We start from the raw sequence: 17167 nt of genomic DNA on the forward strand, positions 1-17167 counted from the left end.
TGTTACACAAAAAGTAGGAGTAGAGTTCTAATGTGGAACTTGAAAACTGGTATTTTGTTACTCACGCTGAGTTGCATAATTGCAACTGGTATAACCGTATATCTTCTTGGCGGCATTGAACCAGCACAAATTCAAGCTTTGCTGAAATCTTCTGGTATCTGGGCACCTATTATTTATATTGTTTTGTACGTTGTGGCAACCATGTTAGTTTTGCCCTCAACAGTACTAAATTTGACTGGAGGTGCAATTTTTGGCCCTTGGCTGGGTACTGTCTGGACTAGCGTTGGAGCAGTCATTGCGGCTATAATTGCCTTCGTTTTTACTCGGACTATTGGACGCAAAACAGTTGCAAAAAGACTAGTAGGACGTTGGCAAGCTATGGATGCTGAGGTGCGTCGTGGAGGGCTTTTTTATATGTTTGCCATCCGATTAGTACCAATCATGCCCTATGGCTTAGTCAACTTTGTCGCAGGACTGACCTCGATCAGTTTTAAAGATTATGTTCTAGGTACAACACTTGGAACTGTTCCTAGTGTCTTACCTTTTGTACTATTGGGTAGTTCTGGCCTGAAGGCAGTAAATACAGGCGATTTTTTGCCGCTAGTCCTTGCATTAGGCTTAACTGGAACGCTCCTAGCAGGGTCTACTTGGTATCGCCATCGTCGAACTTTCCCCAAAAAAGCAGTAGAAAAGCTTAAACAATCAGACTCTTCAGATGACATCAACCTAAAGAATAAATAAACTATAACAATCTGACTTGAGTCTTACTAGGTATGGTAAGAACCAAATTTTATGATTACAAGCAGTCTGTCAGCTTGGCTGTTCAAAAATTAAACAATATTTCTAGATGTTACCAAAGTATTCATTCATTGTTCCAATCTATAACGAAGAAGAAATTATTCCAGAACTGTACCGCAGATTGAGTGCAGTAATGAATCGGATGGATGGGCTTGTTGAATTAATTTTAATCAATGATGGTAGCCGCGATCGCTCCCTACAATTACTACGAGACCTCCATCAAAAAGACCCGCGCATTTGCTATCTGAGCTTTGCTCGTAACTTTGGTCATCAAATTGCAGTAACTGCTGGTCTTAATTTTGTCCGCGGTCAAGTTATTGTCATCCTTGATGCTGACTTACAAGACCCACCAGAACTAATCCCCGACATGGTTGAAAAATGGCGACAGGGCTATCAAGTCGTCTACGCTCAACGCACTCAACGCCAAAAAGAAGGATGGTTTAAGCGTTTTACTGCCTATTTATTTTATCGTATCCTTAAGAAGCTTGCAGATGTAGAGATTCCTACTGATACTGGTGATTTTTGTCTAATGGATCGGCAGATTGTAGATATTCTCAATTCTATGCCAGAACGTACCCGCTATATTCGTGGTTTACGTTCTTGGGTTGGCTTTCAGCAAACAGCAATTCGGTTCGAGCGCAACCCCCGCTTTGCCGGGGAAGTGAAATACACTTTTAGCAAATCCTTAGCCCTTGCTATCAATGGTCTAGTATCTTTTTCAATAGTGCCACTGCGGTTATCAACCTACTTAGGCTTAGTAGCGGCGGCGGCGGCCATCTTCATGGCTTTATTAGTCTTATATTGGCGTCTTTTTGTCCCCCATTCGCCTTTAACCGGCTTTACGATTATTTTGATGGCAATTTTCTTTCTCGGATCTGTGCAGTTAGTGAGTGTTGGCATCTTAGGTGAATATATAGGGCGCATCTACGAAGAAGTTAAAGCCAGACCCCTCTATACTTTGGCAGAGGTAGGTGGTTTCGAGCGCAAATCCTTCAACTCAACGAGCAATTATGACAAACTAGATAATTTAGAAGACGCTTACAAATAAAAATCTTTGTTTGGCGTTGCATAATAAAGGTTTGTTTAAACAAATTTAAAATTCAAGCTACATATCACCTTGACAGTGCTACTCTCCACTCCAAATCTCTAACTCCCAACTTTCTTATGCACACCCTTTCGATTCCTACCTGGATTATTCATGTTTCTAGCGTTATAGAGTGGATTGCGGCCATTTGGTTAATCTGGACTTACGGCGAACTGACTAATAACCGCAGCTGGTGGGGATTATCCCTGGCGATGTTACCAGCTTTAGTCAGCGCTATGTGTGCTTGTACCTGGCATTATTTCGACAACGCCGAATCTTTGGAATGGATGGTAACGCTTCAAGCTACCATGACTTTAGTCGGTAATTTTACGCTTTGGGCAGCGGCGTTTTTGATTTGGCGTTCTACCAATGTCAACACTGTTGAACCAAAACCTATCAAATCAGAGCAATGATTTCTAAAGAAACCCTGTTTGCACTTTCACTGTTTCCCTATTTGGGTTTCTTGTGGTTTATCAGCCGCAGTCCGCAAATGCCGCGTTTAGCGTTGTATGGATTTTACGGTACGCTTGTCTTTGTTGCTATCACCATCCCAGCTGGAATTTACGCCCAATTGCATTATGGCGAGTCTTTGGCCAATGTAGATTGGTTGCACGGTGGTGCAGAACTATTTTTGACGCTTTCTAACATCTTGCTTGTGCTAGGTTTTGGGCAAGCTGTAAGGCAATTACAAATCAAAAATGAGAAACAGTAAATTCAGCTATAGATAGCGTTTTGATTGCAATGAGGAAGAGTTAAATGGACGTAATTCCAGCGATTGATTTACTAGAAGGTCACTGTGTGCGACTGTATCAGGGAGACTACGATCGCTCGCAAGTTTTTAGCGAAAATCCTGCTGATGTTGCCAAACAGTGGGTCGATCAAGGTGCTACCAGATTGCATATAGTTGATTTAGATGGTGCCAAAGCAGGTAAAGTAGTAAACCTGGGGGCAATTGAAGCGATCGCTCATGCAGTGTCAGTACCGATTGAAATTGGTGGAGGATTGCGCGATCGCACGAGTGTACAACAAGTATTTAATCTAGGCATACAGTGGGCAATTCTTGGAACCATTGCCGTAGAACAACCCCAGTTAGTGCAAGAACTCTGCCAAGAATTTCCCGAACAGATTATTATCGGTATTGATGCCCGTAACGGTCGAGTCGCAACTCGCGGCTGGTTAGAAACCTCGGAAGTTTTAGCAACTCAATTGGCTGTACAAATGCAAGAATTAGGCGCAGCCGCCATAATTTACACAGATATCCACCGAGATGGTACACTTACAGGCCCAAATTTAGAAGCTTTGCGAGAACTTGCAGCAGCAATTTCCATCCCAATAATTGCTTCTGGCGGGGTAAGTTCTGTCACCGACTTGTTGAGTTTGTTGGCGTTAGAACCTCAAGGCGTGACTGGCGTAATTGTCGGACGTGCTTTGTATACTGGGGATATTTTACTCAAAGAAGCACTACGAGCGATCGGGCCTGGACGAATTCAGGATATTCCACCCAATCTCGGTTTTTCTACTTTTGCTTAACATTTTCTTGGCAAGTTCGACAAATAGACCATCTTGTAGAGACGCGATTCATCGCGTCTTTACCCAAGAATGTATTGCGATCATTAATTGAATTGATATTAGTTTAATTATTTTGACAACTATCTTTAGATAGATAAGGTAAATACTACATTATTTCTCATTACAAATTCCTTGTTAATTGTGAAAAATTTACACCTCATATTTAATTGGTTTTGTCAAGATGTAATCCCTTGTATGATTTAAAAAATTAGCAAGGCCTTCTCTAGACTGAATTTATATTCATGCTTTCAGTAGATGCAGTTATGACTTTGCAAATGCAAGAATGAATATGTTCTCAAACAATAAATAGTTGCTGTGATTCAGATAAAAAATTAAAATTTTATCAGATTCTAGTAACTTTGGTTTTTAGAAAATTGTTTGATGTTTTGAGAAGGTAACACAATGAATAAAATCCTAAAACGCGCACTTTTACCCAGCCTCATGGCTGCAAGTTTAGCTGGTGTAAGCTTAGTTCCCGCAAAACCCGCTGCTGCTGATGACCAAGTACTAAGAGATGCAGGTATTGGGGCTGTTACCAACGTTGTAACCGGAGCTGTTAGGGGAAATGGCAGTGTATTAGGGAATGCTGTTAAGGGTGGTGTCACTGGTGCAGCCGTCAATGGTGCAAATGGTCTGAGAAATACTCGCAATCGCCGCCACCGGAACGCCGCTCAAGATATCGGAGTCGGTGCAGGGACTAGCGCAGTAACAGGCGTAATTACTGGCGATAAAAGAGATACCCTTGGCAATGCTATTGATGGTGCAGCTGTTGGTGGAGCAATCCATCTATTAACCAATGGTAAATAATTCGTAAATTCATCAGCTAAAATATTTTCCAACGGTTAACGAACTTACCCCTCCCTAATTCCTCTCCTTCGTAAAAAGGAGCAAACCTAACCTCGCTTCCCTACTAGGGGAGCGAGGTTGTAGGTTAGGTTTAATAGTAATCTCTAGCCCTTCAACGCCTTTCTAAAGTTTCGACGATAAGACTGATTTGTAATAAACAAAGCTGGCCATAGCAAAGATAAACCAATCCGATTGGTCAAATTGGGATTAAAATTAGTCCGTTCAAACCCATTCCAAAACTTCCAAGCGCCGCCTCCGTAAACTCCTATCAAGCCAATAAAAATTAAGGTACTCATTCCCATCAACTCCGCTAGTAACTGACAGAATTTAAATTAAGTTTTAGCACACGAGGTAATCACCTCATAAGCAACACCGAGAAGGTATGACAAAACTCCCCAGGTTTTGATATCTAAGTCAGTTAAACACACATTCTCTTATTCCAGTGTAGATTAGCCTCATGCATCCCAGCTAGTTATCAGCGGTGGCAAGCTAGTCAAAGAATGCAAAAGCGTTATTTTTGAGGTGTTTTGGCGACACATTTTGCTTGTATAACAATTAAGCCCTTAGTTTTTAAGACAGAACAGCGCTGTAAAATAGCTAAGAAAGCAGGATTAGTGCCTTGCTGTAGCTTTAATGAAATATCTTTTGTTAGCGATAGCCACTGGATAAAACAAGTATTTATAGGGACAGATTCAAATGTTAATGCTGATTCTCTAGTACAAAAAAGGTATCCGCTCAATAAATCGGGGTAGTACAAAAAATAAAAAGTAGACAGTCTCTAGATTATCAGACCAAAGAAGTATATTCCGGTGCAAGATTAAGAAGGTAAAATTTTTCTGTATACTATAGGATTCCTACTTAAGGAGTTTTGAACAGAAGTAGGAGAAAATACTGCTGGGTGTAGAAGTTTAACTGAAGTTTCAGTTTAATAACTAGTTAAGCCGAGTGGTGTTGCGGGTGCTTGCTTTTCTTCCCTGTTGTAATCCATAGTTGTAAAACATCATGAAAAAATATTTCTCATCTCCTCGATTGCTTAAAAAGATTGTTCGTTTGAGTAGCATCTTTTTTGCAGTAACCTCTTTGAGCTATTTAAATGCTTCACCTGCTGCCTCTCAAAGCAGCGAGGGATTTTATAGGCAGCAAGACCGTCCAGAAGTCTATCTAATCTTTAACCAATTGAACGGCGGCTTTTACTGCCGCGTTCAGAATGAAGACCAAATGAAAGCTTATGGTGGATTTGGAAGGGTTAACACTAGAACCTCGTTGAACCTCTCTGGCAGATTTACTGGTGATTGTGGATGGCCTAATGGCTTTTTTAGACGCTCTAACCAACCAGCAGTGTATCGAATGTATGGAAACCTCGGTTTTAACAGGTTTAATATCGGCGATCGCTATTGTCGCGTTCGCAATGAAGCTCAAATGCAAAGATATGGAGGGTTTGGTGTAGTCAGTGTTGTATCACCAAGTTCAATTTTAGGAAGGGGAAGAAATTTTACAGGAATATGTCCCAACCCATAATTTTCAAGTATCCGCTCAATAAATCGGGGCGAACTACCAGTTCAGGAACGAGTTTACGCCATTTGAGCCTTGTCACTGAGCGATTTACCCCGGATTATTGAGCGGTTACCAAAAAAGTGTATCCCATATCAAACTACAAAGTTCTGTGGCGCATTATTCTTATACTTCATCTACCCAATAAAGATAATATCTTTCACTATCCACCCAGCCTCTCTGAAAATCTTTGATTGGAACAATTTTCAAATCATTGCGATTGACATTCAGTTTTTTATTTAAAATCAGCAAAATTTTCTTTCGCTCATCTTGATTTTGAAGTAGAGAATTAATCTGGCTTAATATCTCTGCTTGTTCCACTTCTTGACGACCTTTTTTAAATAAAGTAAAGCTTCCCATTTTTTCCACCTCTGGATAGTAAAATTTTCGATTGAGATAACCAGATAAAGGAGCCATATTCGCATCTCGACTGGCAACAATAAACTCCTTATCCAACCCAGATTTGTGAATATATTGGGCTGTTTCACGACTAGCAGAAAATGGTATAACTAAATCTCTTGAAAAACTATAAATTCCTCCCCCAAACTGGACATAAAGAATGAGCATCAAAGCGATATAATGCCATTTGTGAATAAATGTAATTGAACGTGGAAGAATAGAAATTTTATTAAGTAAAACTATAGACTTTTGATAATAACTTCCCAACCATAAAGCTGCTATCAGAACTAAATAGAAATGTCCAAAATGCCGTGGCATACCTAAAAATCTCAAGTATGTAAAGGCAAATAATATACAATTGCCTATCATATAGAAAAAGAAAACAACTGGCTTTTCAGATAATTTTATTAAAGTTAAAACTACAATAAATAAAGCAATTGCCGCACAAACGATTAAATCAAGCCATCTTTTATGTGCAGGAATAATTAATAAATAACTACCAAATACTCTGCCGACGCTTCTCAACAGATGACGGATATCTAATTCTATTAGCCAACCATTATTTAACCCACCGTGAAGATAACTATCTGTCGGAGGAGTAATAATATAAATGGATAAAATAAAAGATAATGTGATAATTAAAATACTTAAAAATAAATCGTACTTTTGGGTTTGACTAAAATATTGCTGCCGATGTTCGCGATCAAAACAAAATTCAGCCAGCAAAGTCAATAATAAAGAAAATGATACCAATAAACCATAAGCACTACTATTTGCTAGTAAACCCAATAAAATTGCCAAATAAGCATAAGTTATTTTTCTAGATGCAAAAACTGTACAGAATACAAAAACAAATAACATACTAAAGGCATAGTTTCGAGAAATTAACAGATATTCGTAAAAGGGAAAGAACCCAAAGGAAAATAGAAATTTTTGTTGATAGTTAAAAGGGCTATATAGGCAAAAAAGTGAAACTGAAACAACAGTAATTGCCAAATGGAAAATTTGCATAATAATAGGATAATCGACTATTTTTCTCAGAATTGCCAGAGAAAAATACCACAGAACAGGATGACCTTCATAATGAATATTTGCAATTAAATCCCCCAATGAGCCACTATCTCTGACAATCAGCCAGGGATTTAGTTCATCTCGCCACATAGAATGGTTAAGAATACCTATTAAACCAAGAAAAGAAAAAAGAAGAATAATAAACCAAGGAGAATTCAAAGGTAATTTTGAATTAAGCTTGCTAATTTGATTGCTTAACATTGTTAGTTCAGAATCCAATTTTTTGGTACGATCAAGATTGCTGTAAATGTGATTATCATCAGATATTATTCTGATTCTTTAACTATTCAGACAGATGGATTCTGACTTCTGAATTATTACTCATTTTTACTTATAACTTTCTGGTATACCCACTGGTGATAAACCTGCGATCGCTCGTAAGTTTTGGCAACGAATCAACTCAGTAAAATTCAAACTGGAACGCCCTTCAATTTTGGCTACCGCTTCAATTGCTGATAACAGATGCTGGGCTGCTTCAACTTCTGAATAACCACGCCGTTGTGCTACGCGAATGGCGGCTGCATCGGCATTTAACTCTGACTCTTGAGATTTATTAGTGCGCCAGATCCGAAAAGCAGCGATCGCACTTAATCCCCCAGCGACAGCTACACCTACTACATCTGACTGTGCTGCTTCCAAGAATCCGCCTAACAGCCCAGCCAACACCACGCCTTTATAAATGTCGGGTTTAAACCACTTTACCCCCGTCAACCAGCTAACCATCTGCAACAGCAGCAAGTCTCGTTGCGGCTTTGTCAGGCGACGCCACAAATCAAAATTAATATATATCGGTCGCGCTTGGTTCCAGGGTTGGGGAAAGGAAGCGTCAATTACTTTTGCTTGCTCTGGCTTACTGACGATTTTTGTCGTCATCCGACCAGAAGCAGGCATCACATCTAACAAACGGCGAATTTCAACATTTGGCTCCATAAATTTAATTATTAGCCATAATGTGCATAGTAACTAGGTGTGTAAAAAATAAAGTTTTCGTGTTAACCTTTGATTTATGAGATGCTCTCACAGTCTTGAACAGATTCAGATCGAGCTATAAGAATATTTATTCAGCAGTTTGATAGTATGGCGGGATTTTTTAGTATTCCTTTGCCGCCAAATTCCAAACCTGAAATTTTTGGCTTGCCATTAAGACTATATTTGTAACTACATGGACGCTTTTGCTCCCCTCCCACCTGAATGGACGAATAAGGCAATACACGCTTATGATTTTTGCTGTCCTAAATGCCACTCAAGTAGCCTAGAAGCTGAGAAAGTTTGGCTAAATCGGCGATCGCCTGTACTTATGGAAGACCGTCGTCGCAAATGGCAAGAGTTCTATTACTGTCACTGTGGTTCTGTGTGGTGGGCTTGGAGTAGCGATCGCCCCCCAAAAGATATATCCAATCAGCCAGATTACAATCCTACATAGTTAATTTTCTTCCTAAACAAAACCCCACTTTTAGGTGGGGTTTTGTTTATCTAATTCTAAGCTTTGCCAATTTTAGAAGGAGAAAGTAGTACGCAGGGTACCTACGTATTCAGTGTCGTTAGCGTCGTTGTGTTCTGGATTGAAGATTACCAACAAGCCAGGTGTTACCTGAATATTATCGGAAACCTTGTACTTGTATAGACCCTCTAAGTGATAAGAAGTACTGTCGTCGAAGGTAGTATTGCCAGCGACTGTTTTGATGCTACCACCAGTAACTTTAGGTGATTGACCAAAGATCACACCTAAAACGTTGCCTTCGCCACCAAAGTCTTTCAAAGCAAGCGCTCCAGCCCAGTACCAAACATCCGCGTCTGCACCAGCATTAGCGCCAGTAAGAGCATCAGCGGTTGTATAACCTCCCCAACCACTAAGAGCCAACTTAGGACTAAATTGGAAGGTAGCTTCTACACCGTAGTTATTGGATTCGGTACGAGTGTTAGCTCCAAAAGGAGTGTTGGCAAAAATACTACCTGTACCTTGGAAAAGGTTATTGGCAGCACCATCAGTCTGATAAGTGCGAGCGTAAGTTAGACCAATATTAAAGGCTTTAGTGGGTTGGAAAGATAACTGACCAAAGATAGAGTTATCACCATCAAACAACCCATTATTAAGGGTAGGGTCGTTAGCAGTTCTAGCTAGATAAGCACCAGTCAAGCTGATGGCGCCTTTAGGATTGAAGGTAACAGTTACACCAGCGCCACCTTGACCTTGGCGATATATGGGGCTGAAACGTCCATAGCGTGAGAGCGCACCTTTACCAGAGCTTGCAAAGTCAGAGTTGAAAGTATTAACGTTTTCGTATAACTCACCACCAGTAGCATCAATTTTGACACGCACTGCGTCAGTCAAATTAAAAGCATAGTTGATTTTATCGATTACAACAGAGTTGCCGTTGTCTCCATCAAAACCCAAGCGGCTCATGTTGGTACCAGTACCAGTACCCAATGCATCATTACCACGATTGGAGATGGTGTTGTTAGCATTCAGCCGGATTTGCAACTGGTCTTTACCAGTGAAACTGCTGTACAAGTTCAAACGAACGCGATCGCTAAAAGTGGTATTGTAATTTAAATCTTGAGTAGGATCGCCACCACGAGCGGCTCTAGTGTCACCAAAAACATCAGACACGGCAAAAATTGCTTCTCCAACCAACTTGGTGGTAGTGGAGAACTGATTAGCTTCCAACTCAGAAGTGCGGGCTTCTAGTCCATCAACGCGACCGCGCAGAGTTGCTAGTTCAGCAGAATATTCTTCTTGTAAGCGCTGTAAAGTAGCTAAATCTTGTTTGCTGACCAAATCAGCAGTAGCTGTAGCAATCAGTTCGTTAACCCGATCTAAACAGGCATTCAAACCTGCGGCAAATTCATAACGAGTTAAAGCACGGTTCCCACGATAAGTACTGTTAGGATAACCTGCAATACAGCCGTAGCGCTCAACTAGAGATTGTAAAGCTTGGAATGCCCAATCTGTAGGCTGCACATCCGAAAACTGAGAAACTGATGTTACCTGACTCATGTCGTTAGACTCTTGAGCTTCAGATAACTCACCAACATTTGTTACCTGTTCGTTAACTTCAGCAGCTAAGGCATTATTAGCAACTAAAAATGTAGCAGCTAATACAATCGGACTAACCTTAAAAAGATTCCAGAATCGTTTTGTCATGTTTTTACTTTCACTCACACCTACAATAATCCAACTATGAGAAAATGCTTTAAACACTTCTCTTTTGTGGATTTCACACACAATCACAGCAACGATTATACCTTTACCCTGTGATTATTACAAGCAATTTAGTTAACATACTGCTGAACTATAGTTTTTAATTAATTTATTTGGTAATCGCAATATAATGCGGCGTTTGTGACGTAAAACTGTTCCTTCTTCCTCCAACTGCTGTAAGAGTCGGGTAACAGTTACTCGCGTAGTATTTAAAACTTCAGCAATATCTTAATGGGTAACATTTAAATCAATTAGCTTGCCCTTATCTACATCACGGCCAAATTTTTCACTTAACCATACTAAAAATTGCCATAAACGTAGCAAAATTGGTTTTCGATGCACAATGCTTAGTAGATCCTCTGCTTGTTGAATATGAGACAACAAAGCATTAATATCCTGATGCCACATATGAGGTGGCACAATGCTTACTTCCACGCCAGTGAGACATTCAATCTGGTAGGGCTTGACTCTAGACAAAGGATAGCCAATCAGATCCCCTAGTCCCCAATAACCGAGAGTAATAAATGTTCCATCTTCACTCCATGTTAAGGTACGAACTGCACCGTATTCAATACGCCAAAGCACATCATTTTGAGGTGGAATTACTTCCCGACGGGTAAATATCTGCTGGGGTAATTGTCTGCTGAAAGCACAGCTATTTGACATGCCAGAAGAGTTTGAAGTAGGACTTGGGGAATGCATCATTAACTGTAATTACACAATTATCAGAGAATCTCGCTATTTATAATTATTAAGAAACTCTAAAAATTTGTATCAAGATTTACCTGTATATAGGAAAGTCCATTCTTCTCAATCAGAGCTAGGGATTAACTCAAAATCTTCTGATGGCAAAAACTTTTGCTTAAGGTATTTATCAGTGAGATAGAACCAAAATTTTTAGTTGTTTACCCGCTACTTTAATTGTGTAAGTTTAAGAACAGGTAAGCTTTTAGTAAAATATTTAGTTAACTTATTTTTAAGTATTTGGTATTTTTTGAAGACTAAGCATGTATGTAGGCACAAATAATCTATGAAAATAGTAGGGTGGAATGGAGCTTACTAAATCGCTGGATTTAGATCCCCGACTTCTTGCAGATACCTGGAGGGTAGAAGTCGGAGACTTGGGCTGCATATCAATTAGGAGCGTTGACCGGTGACAATATATGCTACCCTTTGACCGATATTTGTAGCATGATCTGCCATGCGTTCCAGACAACGAATTGCCAGTGCCAGCAGTATGATTGGCTCGACTACACCAGGCACATCCCGTTGTTGGGCTAAAGTCTGATAAACGCGATCGTAGGCATCATCTACAGTATCATCCAGATGCTTTAAACGGCGTCCACCGGCTTCATCGAAATCTCCCAAAGCCTTTAAGCTAGTTGCTAGCATCGCCTGCGCGTGAAGGGACATAGCTTCAATGTCGGGCATTGACGTATGAGGCGCGTAAGGAAAAATTTTAATCGCAATTTCAGCTAAATCCTCAGCATAATCGCCAATGCGCTCTAAATCTCGCACCAGCTGCATAAATGCACTCAAGCAGCGCAAATCGGGAGCCGTAGGCGCTTGTAGCGTCATAATCGCCGTACAGTCTGATTCGATTTGACGATAAAAGCGATCAATCTTTTTATCTAATCGGGGGAGTTCCTCAGCGGCTATTAAGTTACGAGCAAATAACGCTTGGTGGCTGAGGCGAAATGATTGTTCTACCAAGGCACCCATGCGTAATACATCCCGTTCTAAGCGCCTAATGGCGCGTGCGAGTTGTGGTCTTTGAGGATTGGGAGTATAATCGACGGCTTTCACACTTGTTGTCTCAAAGGTGAAGATATTACTAACTATAGTCTTGGCTTAGGGAGTTTGCCATAACTTCGGGAAATTGGAGTTGCATCCACGCACCGCCGGTTTCTGGATGGTTCATCGCTTTGATTGAACCACCGTGGGCAATTAAAATCTGCTCAACGATCGCTAATCCTAATCCATTGCCAACGATCGCTCCTATGGAGTTACTATCTTGGGGGGAATGGGTTCGAGCTTTATCTCCTCGATAAAATCGCTCAAAAACGTGGGGCAAATCTGCCTCAGAAAAGCCGACTCCCGAATCAATAAGATTTATTTCCAAGATTGAGGAAACAGGATCGTTATCCTTTGTTGATAAGATTTTCGCTTCAACGTAAATGCTTGTACCAGGAGGACTGTACTTAATGCTGTTGTCTAGCAAATTCAGAAAAACCTGGTAAATCCTGGCTTTATCTGCCTTAATCCACAGATTTTCTGGGCCAGAATAAGAAAAAGACAGATGTTGACGCTGCGCCAAGGGTTCTAGTGTTTCCCAAACAGATGTAATTAGCGATCGCAATTCTACAGCTTTGGCTTGCAATTGCATGGTTGGGTTTGCTTCCATTTGCGTCAGGTCTAACCAGCTTTGCACTAAGTTAATTAGCCGGTCAACTTCTTGCATGAGGCGGTTAACCCAGCGATTTAAAGGTGGTTCTAAGCGGATTTGTAAAGTTTCTACAACTAAGCGAATCGAAGTTAGCGGCGTTCTGAGTTCGTGTGCTAGATCGGAAAAAGAGCGATCGCGTACTTGATTTATATCTAATAGGGGTTGACGATTTTCTAAAAACACTCCCACTTGTCCATTGGGTAAAGGTAAGCTAGAAGCCCGCAAAGCCAGAGATTTGATTGTTCCCATCTCTGCCGCATCATCACAAGATGGATGAAATACCCATTCTCCCGTCTGTGGTTTTTGGCGATCGCGAGTTTGCTCAATTAAATGGTCAAGTTCGTAAGACCGTACCAACTCCAGTAACAAGCGCACTTGTTCTGGTTGCCACCTTTGCAGATACAAAATTTCCTGCGCCTGTCGATTGCACCACAGCAGTTGATTTTCCTCATCCACCTGCAAATATCCCACTGGTGCAAAATCTAGCAGGTCTTGGTAAGTTTGCAACGACTGCTGCAAATCTTGCCGCTGCTGTTTCACCATCGCTATTTCTTGCCGCAACCCAGGAATCAACAGCAGTCCCATCTTGCAAGAATGGGAGGTTAACGGTCGAAGTAAGCGCCCCAGGTAGCGGTTAAGTTGAACCTGTTGCCAAATCCAAAACCCAATGCCTACCGCCAAACCCAGAAAAAATCCCAATAAAAGCATTTGAGTTGTTAGTTTTTTGGTGACTACTAAAAACTAACAACTATCGAAACTAATTATCCAAACCTATAGCCAAAACCTCTTACAGTCACAATATATTCGGGGTGACTGGGGTCTTGCTCTAATTTTTCGCGCAACCACCGAATGTGAACATCTACAGTTTTACTATCGCCGACAAAATCCGGCCCCCAAACCTGATCGAGCAATTGTTCCCGTGACCATACCCGGCGGGCGTAACTCATAAACAGTTCCAGCAAACGGAACTCTTTGGGAGAAAGACTCACTTCTTGACCGCGAACTAGCACGCGACATTCTTGGGGATTTAAGGAGACATCCTTAAATTTTAATACTGGTATTGGTGGTAAATTACTTAGGCGTTGGCGGCGGAGTAAAGCGCGACAACGAGCAACTAACTCGCGCATACTAAAGGGTTTGGTCAGGTAGTCATCTGCACCCACCTCTAGCCCCAAAACACGGTCAGTTTCACTACCCTTAGCACTGAGCATTAAAATAGGTACTGGGTTGCCTTGATGACGCAGCAAACGGCAAATATCTAGCCCATTGATTTGCGGTAGCATCAAATCAAGAATGACCAGATCGAAGGGAAGTTCCCCTGAATTGGTTTCAAAACTTTTGAGATACTCTATAGCAGACCGCCCGTCAGGGGCAGTTATCACCCCGTAACCTTCTTCTTCCAGAGCTACAGCTAGCATTTCCTGGATTAATTCTTCATCTTCTACTACTAGAATACGGCTGGTTTGTCCAATATCCGTTCTGGCAGAGTATTTGGTCGATTCACTGGTATACATTGATATCACAAAAGTCTACGACTGTGCTTGTATCAATTAGGATGATTAAGTCTATTATCTCGCCTTACTGTAACCGCGCTTCTACTAGGGTTAATTCTTTTAGATTTTCTTTACAAAAAGTAACATATACCACAGCAGTATCCTAAATCATAAATCACTGTGGCTGCAAGCTTCTAATAGTTTTTAATTTAAAGACTTGGAATTTTCGATTCTGTCTTAACAAGATCCAAAGACATGATTGCATGAAGATTATCTTGACAGAGGAGATTAGGTTAGGTATATTCATCTTAGTACAAAAGTACCATTAAACCTCAAAGGGAAAATTATACCTGAAAAACGGAAAGACATATATGTGGAAAATTCGTAGCCACTAAGTGCCAGATGTGGATCATTTCAGTATTTACACTGCGTTAAAAATGTTGATTCAAAGGCTACTCTGATGTCTGCATAGGGTAGTCATTGGTATGGCTTGCTACCCAATAAATCATTTGCCTATTGAAGGGAGTTGGAAGATGACTACAGTTGGAGTCAAAGACAGCAAACAACAACTAATGCAAGCATTTCAACAAATTATTATCCAAAGAAAAAAACTTGAATCTAAAATAGCAACTAAACAAGAGGAAGCAGAAAAGGCAAAAAGTCAAGAAATTCTGCAAGCAGCTTCTGCATATACAGTTGATAGTATTGTCAAAGGTTTAGCTGATTTACAATTAGAGTTTGGCAGTATTCTCAACGGATTATCTGAAAAACTAGCTCAGGAAAATTCCAAGTTAGATGAATTGAACCGAGCTATAGAAATTGAAACTCAACGTCTACAAGAACTGCAACAAATTAGAGTTGTAGCGGATACTTTAGACGTTTTAAGTCAAGAACACCAAGAAAAATTAAAAATTCTCGAACAAGATACTATTAGCAAAAGGGAAGCACTAGAGAAAGAAATTACAATCAGGCGGAAAGAATGGCAAAAAGAGCAAGCAGAGTATGAAGAAAAACTTCAAGCATATAACGATTTATTAGCTAAAGATCGCCAGCAAGAACAAGAAGAATTTCAGTATAAGTTAGAAACTACTCGCAAACTCAATACAGATAGCTACGAAGGGATAAAGCGCCAACAACAAAGGGAAATACTAGAAAATTCTCAAAAGAAAGGCAAAGATTGGGCAGAACGAGAAAAAATCTTCGCTGAACGCCAACCACTCTTTGCAGATTATGAACAAAAGGTAACTACATTTCCTAGCGAACTGGAAGAAGCCGTTAAGAAGGCTAGAGAAGAAGCAATTAAAGAAACAAGCCAAAAAGCTAAAATTGAGGCTGATTTATTTGAAAGAGAATGGGAATCTAACAAACAGAGCTATGAACAAAAAATTCAATCTCTGGAAGAAACAATTAAGAAACAATCTGAGCAAATAGAAGGCATTTCTGCTCAATTGCAAACTGCATTAAAACAAGCACAAGACTTAGCTATGAGGGCTTTTGGTAGTTCTAACCCTAAATAGTTGTGAGTTCGTAGCATCTTAATCATTTTGAATTCCTGAAGAGGAGGTTTGTTGTGGTGGGGAAAAAACCGACTGATAAGAATACTAAAGTAGAAATTCTTCAGGCGTATGAGGAGTTGGCAAAAGAAAAAGTAGCACTGAAATCAGAACTTGATAAAGTTGCCCAAGAAAACCAGTCTGGAACTAAAGAACAGCCTAAATTAGAACAAAAAACAGCTATGAATCAGCTTTCTAGTGTCCAACAGAAGATGAACAATACAATTGAAAGCTTGGCAAAGATTCAATTAGGTTTTGGCAGTGCTGCTAATGAATTATCGGAACAGCTAACCACAAAAGCCTCTAAATTGGAAGAAATAAGGCGAACTTTAGAAGAAGAAATTCAACAATTAACACAACTGCATAATTTAGAAATTTCTGATGATATCTTGGATACTCTCATCCAAGCCTATGAAGATAATACTAAAGCTTATCAAGAAGAATATAGCCAACGTTCTGAAGTGTTATTCCAAGAAATACTAGAGCAAAGAAATACTTGGGGAAAAGAACAAGAGGAACAACAACGGGCAATAAAAGAACGGAATGAAAACTTGAATAAAACTCGGCAACGCGATGCAGCAGAGTATAAGTATAATCTAGAACTCCAGCGACAACTGCAAAATGACGAATACGAGCAAGAGCAGAAAGCGCTATATAAGCAACTAGAAGAATTACTACAAGAAACAGAAAAGCAGTGGGCTGAACGGGAGAAAGCAATTTCTGAGAGAGAGAAACAATTTGAAGAGTTAAAAGCCAAGGTAGAGGCTTTTCCGAAAGATAGAGAAGCAGCTATCAAAAAAGCTACAGAAGAAGGCAAAGGCATTGCCCACTACCAAGCTAAAGTAAAATCAGATTTATATTCTAAGGAAGTGGAAGGGCAAAAGCGTTTCTATGAACAAAGACTGCAATCTTTAGAACAAACTATTACTAATCAAGAGACGCGAGTTCAAAATCTTTCTAAACAACTGGAATCCGCTCTCAAACAAGTTCAGGATTTGGCAGTTAAAGCTATTGAAGGTACTTCAAATGTTAATTCATATCAGGCAATCAAAGAAATAGCCTTAGAACAGGCAAAGACTCAAGCAAAAAATAAATAAGCTGATTTATTTTTGATGAAAATTGCAGAGACTTAATTGAATTTAAGCCTCTGCAAGT

17 protein-coding genes and 1 pseudogene are annotated in these 17167 nt (G+C 40.1%); 10 read left to right on the forward strand and 8 right to left on the reverse strand.

The genetic code is table 11. The annotated features are described in order from the left end of the window. The first annotated feature begins 30 nt into the window (after positions 1-30). From V7K44_RS00835 to V7K44_RS00860, 6 genes are all read left to right on the forward strand, one after another. Positions 31-741 carry a TVP38/TMEM64 family protein gene (locus V7K44_RS00835; RefSeq protein WP_334927705.1) on the forward strand — a complete coding sequence of 237 codons (711 nt, stop codon included), beginning with the start codon at positions 31-33 and terminating at the stop codon, positions 739-741. Positions 742-847: 106 nt separating this feature from the next. After that, positions 848-1846 (forward strand): glycosyltransferase family 2 protein, encoded by a 999-nt coding sequence (locus V7K44_RS00840; protein WP_334927707.1) that lies wholly within the window; start codon positions 848-850, stop codon positions 1844-1846. A gap of 116 nt (positions 1847-1962) precedes the next feature. Then, positions 1963-2295 (forward strand): DUF2499 domain-containing protein, encoded by a 333-nt coding sequence (locus tag V7K44_RS00845; protein WP_334927709.1) that lies wholly within the window; start codon positions 1963-1965, stop codon positions 2293-2295. After that, positions 2292-2594: a DUF3593 domain-containing protein gene (locus V7K44_RS00850; RefSeq protein ID WP_334927711.1), complete on the forward strand. Its 303-nt coding sequence runs from the start codon at positions 2292-2294 to the stop codon at positions 2592-2594. Before V7K44_RS00845 ends, V7K44_RS00850 begins: the two co-directional genes overlap by 4 nt. A gap of 44 nt (positions 2595-2638) precedes the next feature. Then, a complete protein-coding gene (hisA, locus tag V7K44_RS00855; protein WP_334927714.1) occupies positions 2639-3412 on the forward strand; it encodes a 1-(5-phosphoribosyl)-5-[(5-phosphoribosylamino)methylideneamino]imidazole-4-carboxamide isomerase in 774 nt (257 codons plus the stop codon). A 441-nt stretch (positions 3413-3853) separates the two neighbouring features. After that, complete coding sequence (locus tag V7K44_RS00860; RefSeq protein WP_094349158.1) at positions 3854-4258, forward strand: hypothetical protein; 405 nt, start codon at positions 3854-3856, stop codon at positions 4256-4258. 143 nt (positions 4259-4401) lie between these two features. Here the strand turns inward: V7K44_RS00860 and V7K44_RS00865 are convergent, their stop codons facing one another. Further along, positions 4402-4593, reverse strand: coding sequence for a hypothetical protein (locus tag V7K44_RS00865; protein WP_334927717.1), 192 nt, complete (start codon positions 4591-4593; stop codon positions 4402-4404). 706 nt (positions 4594-5299) lie between these two features. On the opposite strand from V7K44_RS00865, the gene V7K44_RS00870 reads away from it, so the two are divergent. Continuing rightward, positions 5300-5815 carry a hypothetical protein gene (locus V7K44_RS00870; protein ID WP_334927719.1) on the forward strand — a complete coding sequence of 172 codons (516 nt, stop codon included), beginning with the start codon at positions 5300-5302 and terminating at the stop codon, positions 5813-5815. 159 nt (positions 5816-5974) lie between these two features. Here V7K44_RS00870 and V7K44_RS00875 read toward each other — a convergent pair whose 3' ends face one another. Together V7K44_RS00875 and V7K44_RS00880 are read right to left on the reverse strand one after the other, a co-directional pair. Then, complete coding sequence (locus V7K44_RS00875) at positions 5975-7537, reverse strand: hypothetical protein (protein WP_334927721.1); 1563 nt, start codon at positions 7535-7537, stop codon at positions 5975-5977. Positions 7538-7645: 108 nt separating this feature from the next. Next, positions 7646-8248: a DUF3318 domain-containing protein gene (locus V7K44_RS00880; protein ID WP_334927723.1), complete on the reverse strand. Its 603-nt coding sequence runs from the start codon at positions 8246-8248 to the stop codon at positions 7646-7648. Positions 8249-8480: 232 nt separating this feature from the next. Between V7K44_RS00880 and V7K44_RS00885 the strand changes: the two genes are divergently transcribed. Next, positions 8481-8741, forward strand: coding sequence for a hypothetical protein (locus V7K44_RS00885; RefSeq protein ID WP_334927725.1), 261 nt, complete (start codon positions 8481-8483; stop codon positions 8739-8741). 72 nt (positions 8742-8813) lie between these two features. Here V7K44_RS00885 and V7K44_RS00890 read toward each other — a convergent pair whose 3' ends face one another. The 5 genes and pseudogenes from V7K44_RS00890 to V7K44_RS00910 all read right to left on the reverse strand — a co-directional run bounded on the left by V7K44_RS00890 (position 8814) and on the right by V7K44_RS00910 (position 14480). Continuing rightward, positions 8814-10463 (reverse strand): iron uptake porin, encoded by a 1650-nt coding sequence (locus tag V7K44_RS00890; RefSeq protein ID WP_334927727.1) that lies wholly within the window; start codon positions 10461-10463, stop codon positions 8814-8816. Between the two features lie 132 nt (positions 10464-10595). Beyond that, positions 10596-11225: pseudogene (locus V7K44_RS00895) on the reverse strand (Crp/Fnr family transcriptional regulator). 432 nt (positions 11226-11657) lie between these two features. Beyond that, positions 11658-12326: a phosphate signaling complex protein PhoU gene (gene phoU / locus V7K44_RS00900; RefSeq protein WP_334927729.1), complete on the reverse strand. Its 669-nt coding sequence runs from the start codon at positions 12324-12326 to the stop codon at positions 11658-11660. 28 nt (positions 12327-12354) lie between these two features. After that, positions 12355-13674 carry a sensor histidine kinase gene (locus V7K44_RS00905; protein WP_334927732.1) on the reverse strand — a complete coding sequence of 440 codons (1320 nt, stop codon included), beginning with the start codon at positions 13672-13674 and terminating at the stop codon, positions 12355-12357. A gap of 53 nt (positions 13675-13727) precedes the next feature. Beyond that, the gene (locus tag V7K44_RS00910; protein ID WP_094349166.1) at positions 13728-14480 is read right to left on the reverse strand and encodes a winged helix-turn-helix domain-containing protein; all 753 of its coding nucleotides are present in this window, start codon (positions 14478-14480) and stop codon (positions 13728-13730) included. Between the two features lie 512 nt (positions 14481-14992). On the opposite strand from V7K44_RS00910, the gene V7K44_RS00915 reads away from it, so the two are divergent. Then, a complete protein-coding gene (locus V7K44_RS00915; protein WP_334927734.1) occupies positions 14993-15976 on the forward strand; it encodes a hypothetical protein in 984 nt (327 codons plus the stop codon). Between the two features lie 53 nt (positions 15977-16029). Then, complete coding sequence (locus V7K44_RS00920) at positions 16030-17109, forward strand: hypothetical protein (RefSeq protein ID WP_334927736.1); 1080 nt, start codon at positions 16030-16032, stop codon at positions 17107-17109. Positions 17110-17167: the final 58 nt, after the last annotated feature.

It is taken from the genome of Nostoc sp., assembly GCF_036917235.1.
In the GTDB taxonomy this organism is placed as follows: Bacteria; Cyanobacteriota; Cyanobacteriia; order Cyanobacteriales; family Nostocaceae; genus Nostoc.

What these genes read in the sequence shown, in the direction of transcription:
- V7K44_RS00845 (WP_334927709.1), top strand. Translation starts at nt 1,963, where the DNA reads ATGCACACCCTTTCGATTCCTACCTGGATTATTCATGTTTCTAGCGTT.
- V7K44_RS00860 (WP_094349158.1), top strand. Translation starts at nt 3,854, where the DNA reads ATGAATAAAATCCTAAAACGCGCACTTTTACCCAGCCTCATGGCTGCA.
- V7K44_RS00905 (WP_334927732.1), bottom strand. Translation starts at nt 13,674, where the DNA reads ATGCTTTTATTGGGATTTTTTCTGGGTTTGGCGGTAGGCATTGGGTTT.
- V7K44_RS00890 (WP_334927727.1), bottom strand. Translation starts at nt 10,463, where the DNA reads ATGACAAAACGATTCTGGAATCTTTTTAAGGTTAGTCCGATTGTATTA.
- V7K44_RS00835 (WP_334927705.1), top strand. Translation starts at nt 31, where the DNA reads ATGTGGAACTTGAAAACTGGTATTTTGTTACTCACGCTGAGTTGCATA.
- V7K44_RS00840 (WP_334927707.1), top strand. Translation starts at nt 848, where the DNA reads ATGTTACCAAAGTATTCATTCATTGTTCCAATCTATAACGAAGAAGAA.
- V7K44_RS00880 (WP_334927723.1), bottom strand. Translation starts at nt 8,248, where the DNA reads ATGGAGCCAAATGTTGAAATTCGCCGTTTGTTAGATGTGATGCCTGCT.
- V7K44_RS00915 (WP_334927734.1), top strand. Translation starts at nt 14,993, where the DNA reads ATGACTACAGTTGGAGTCAAAGACAGCAAACAACAACTAATGCAAGCA.
- V7K44_RS00870 (WP_334927719.1), top strand. Translation starts at nt 5,300, where the DNA reads ATGAAAAAATATTTCTCATCTCCTCGATTGCTTAAAAAGATTGTTCGT.
- V7K44_RS00865 (WP_334927717.1), bottom strand. Translation starts at nt 4,593, where the DNA reads ATGAGTACCTTAATTTTTATTGGCTTGATAGGAGTTTACGGAGGCGGC.
- V7K44_RS00885 (WP_334927725.1), top strand. Translation starts at nt 8,481, where the DNA reads ATGGACGCTTTTGCTCCCCTCCCACCTGAATGGACGAATAAGGCAATA.
- V7K44_RS00850 (WP_334927711.1), top strand. Translation starts at nt 2,292, where the DNA reads ATGATTTCTAAAGAAACCCTGTTTGCACTTTCACTGTTTCCCTATTTG.
- V7K44_RS00910 (WP_094349166.1), bottom strand. Translation starts at nt 14,480, where the DNA reads ATGTATACCAGTGAATCGACCAAATACTCTGCCAGAACGGATATTGGA.
- hisA (WP_334927714.1), top strand. Translation starts at nt 2,639, where the DNA reads ATGGACGTAATTCCAGCGATTGATTTACTAGAAGGTCACTGTGTGCGA.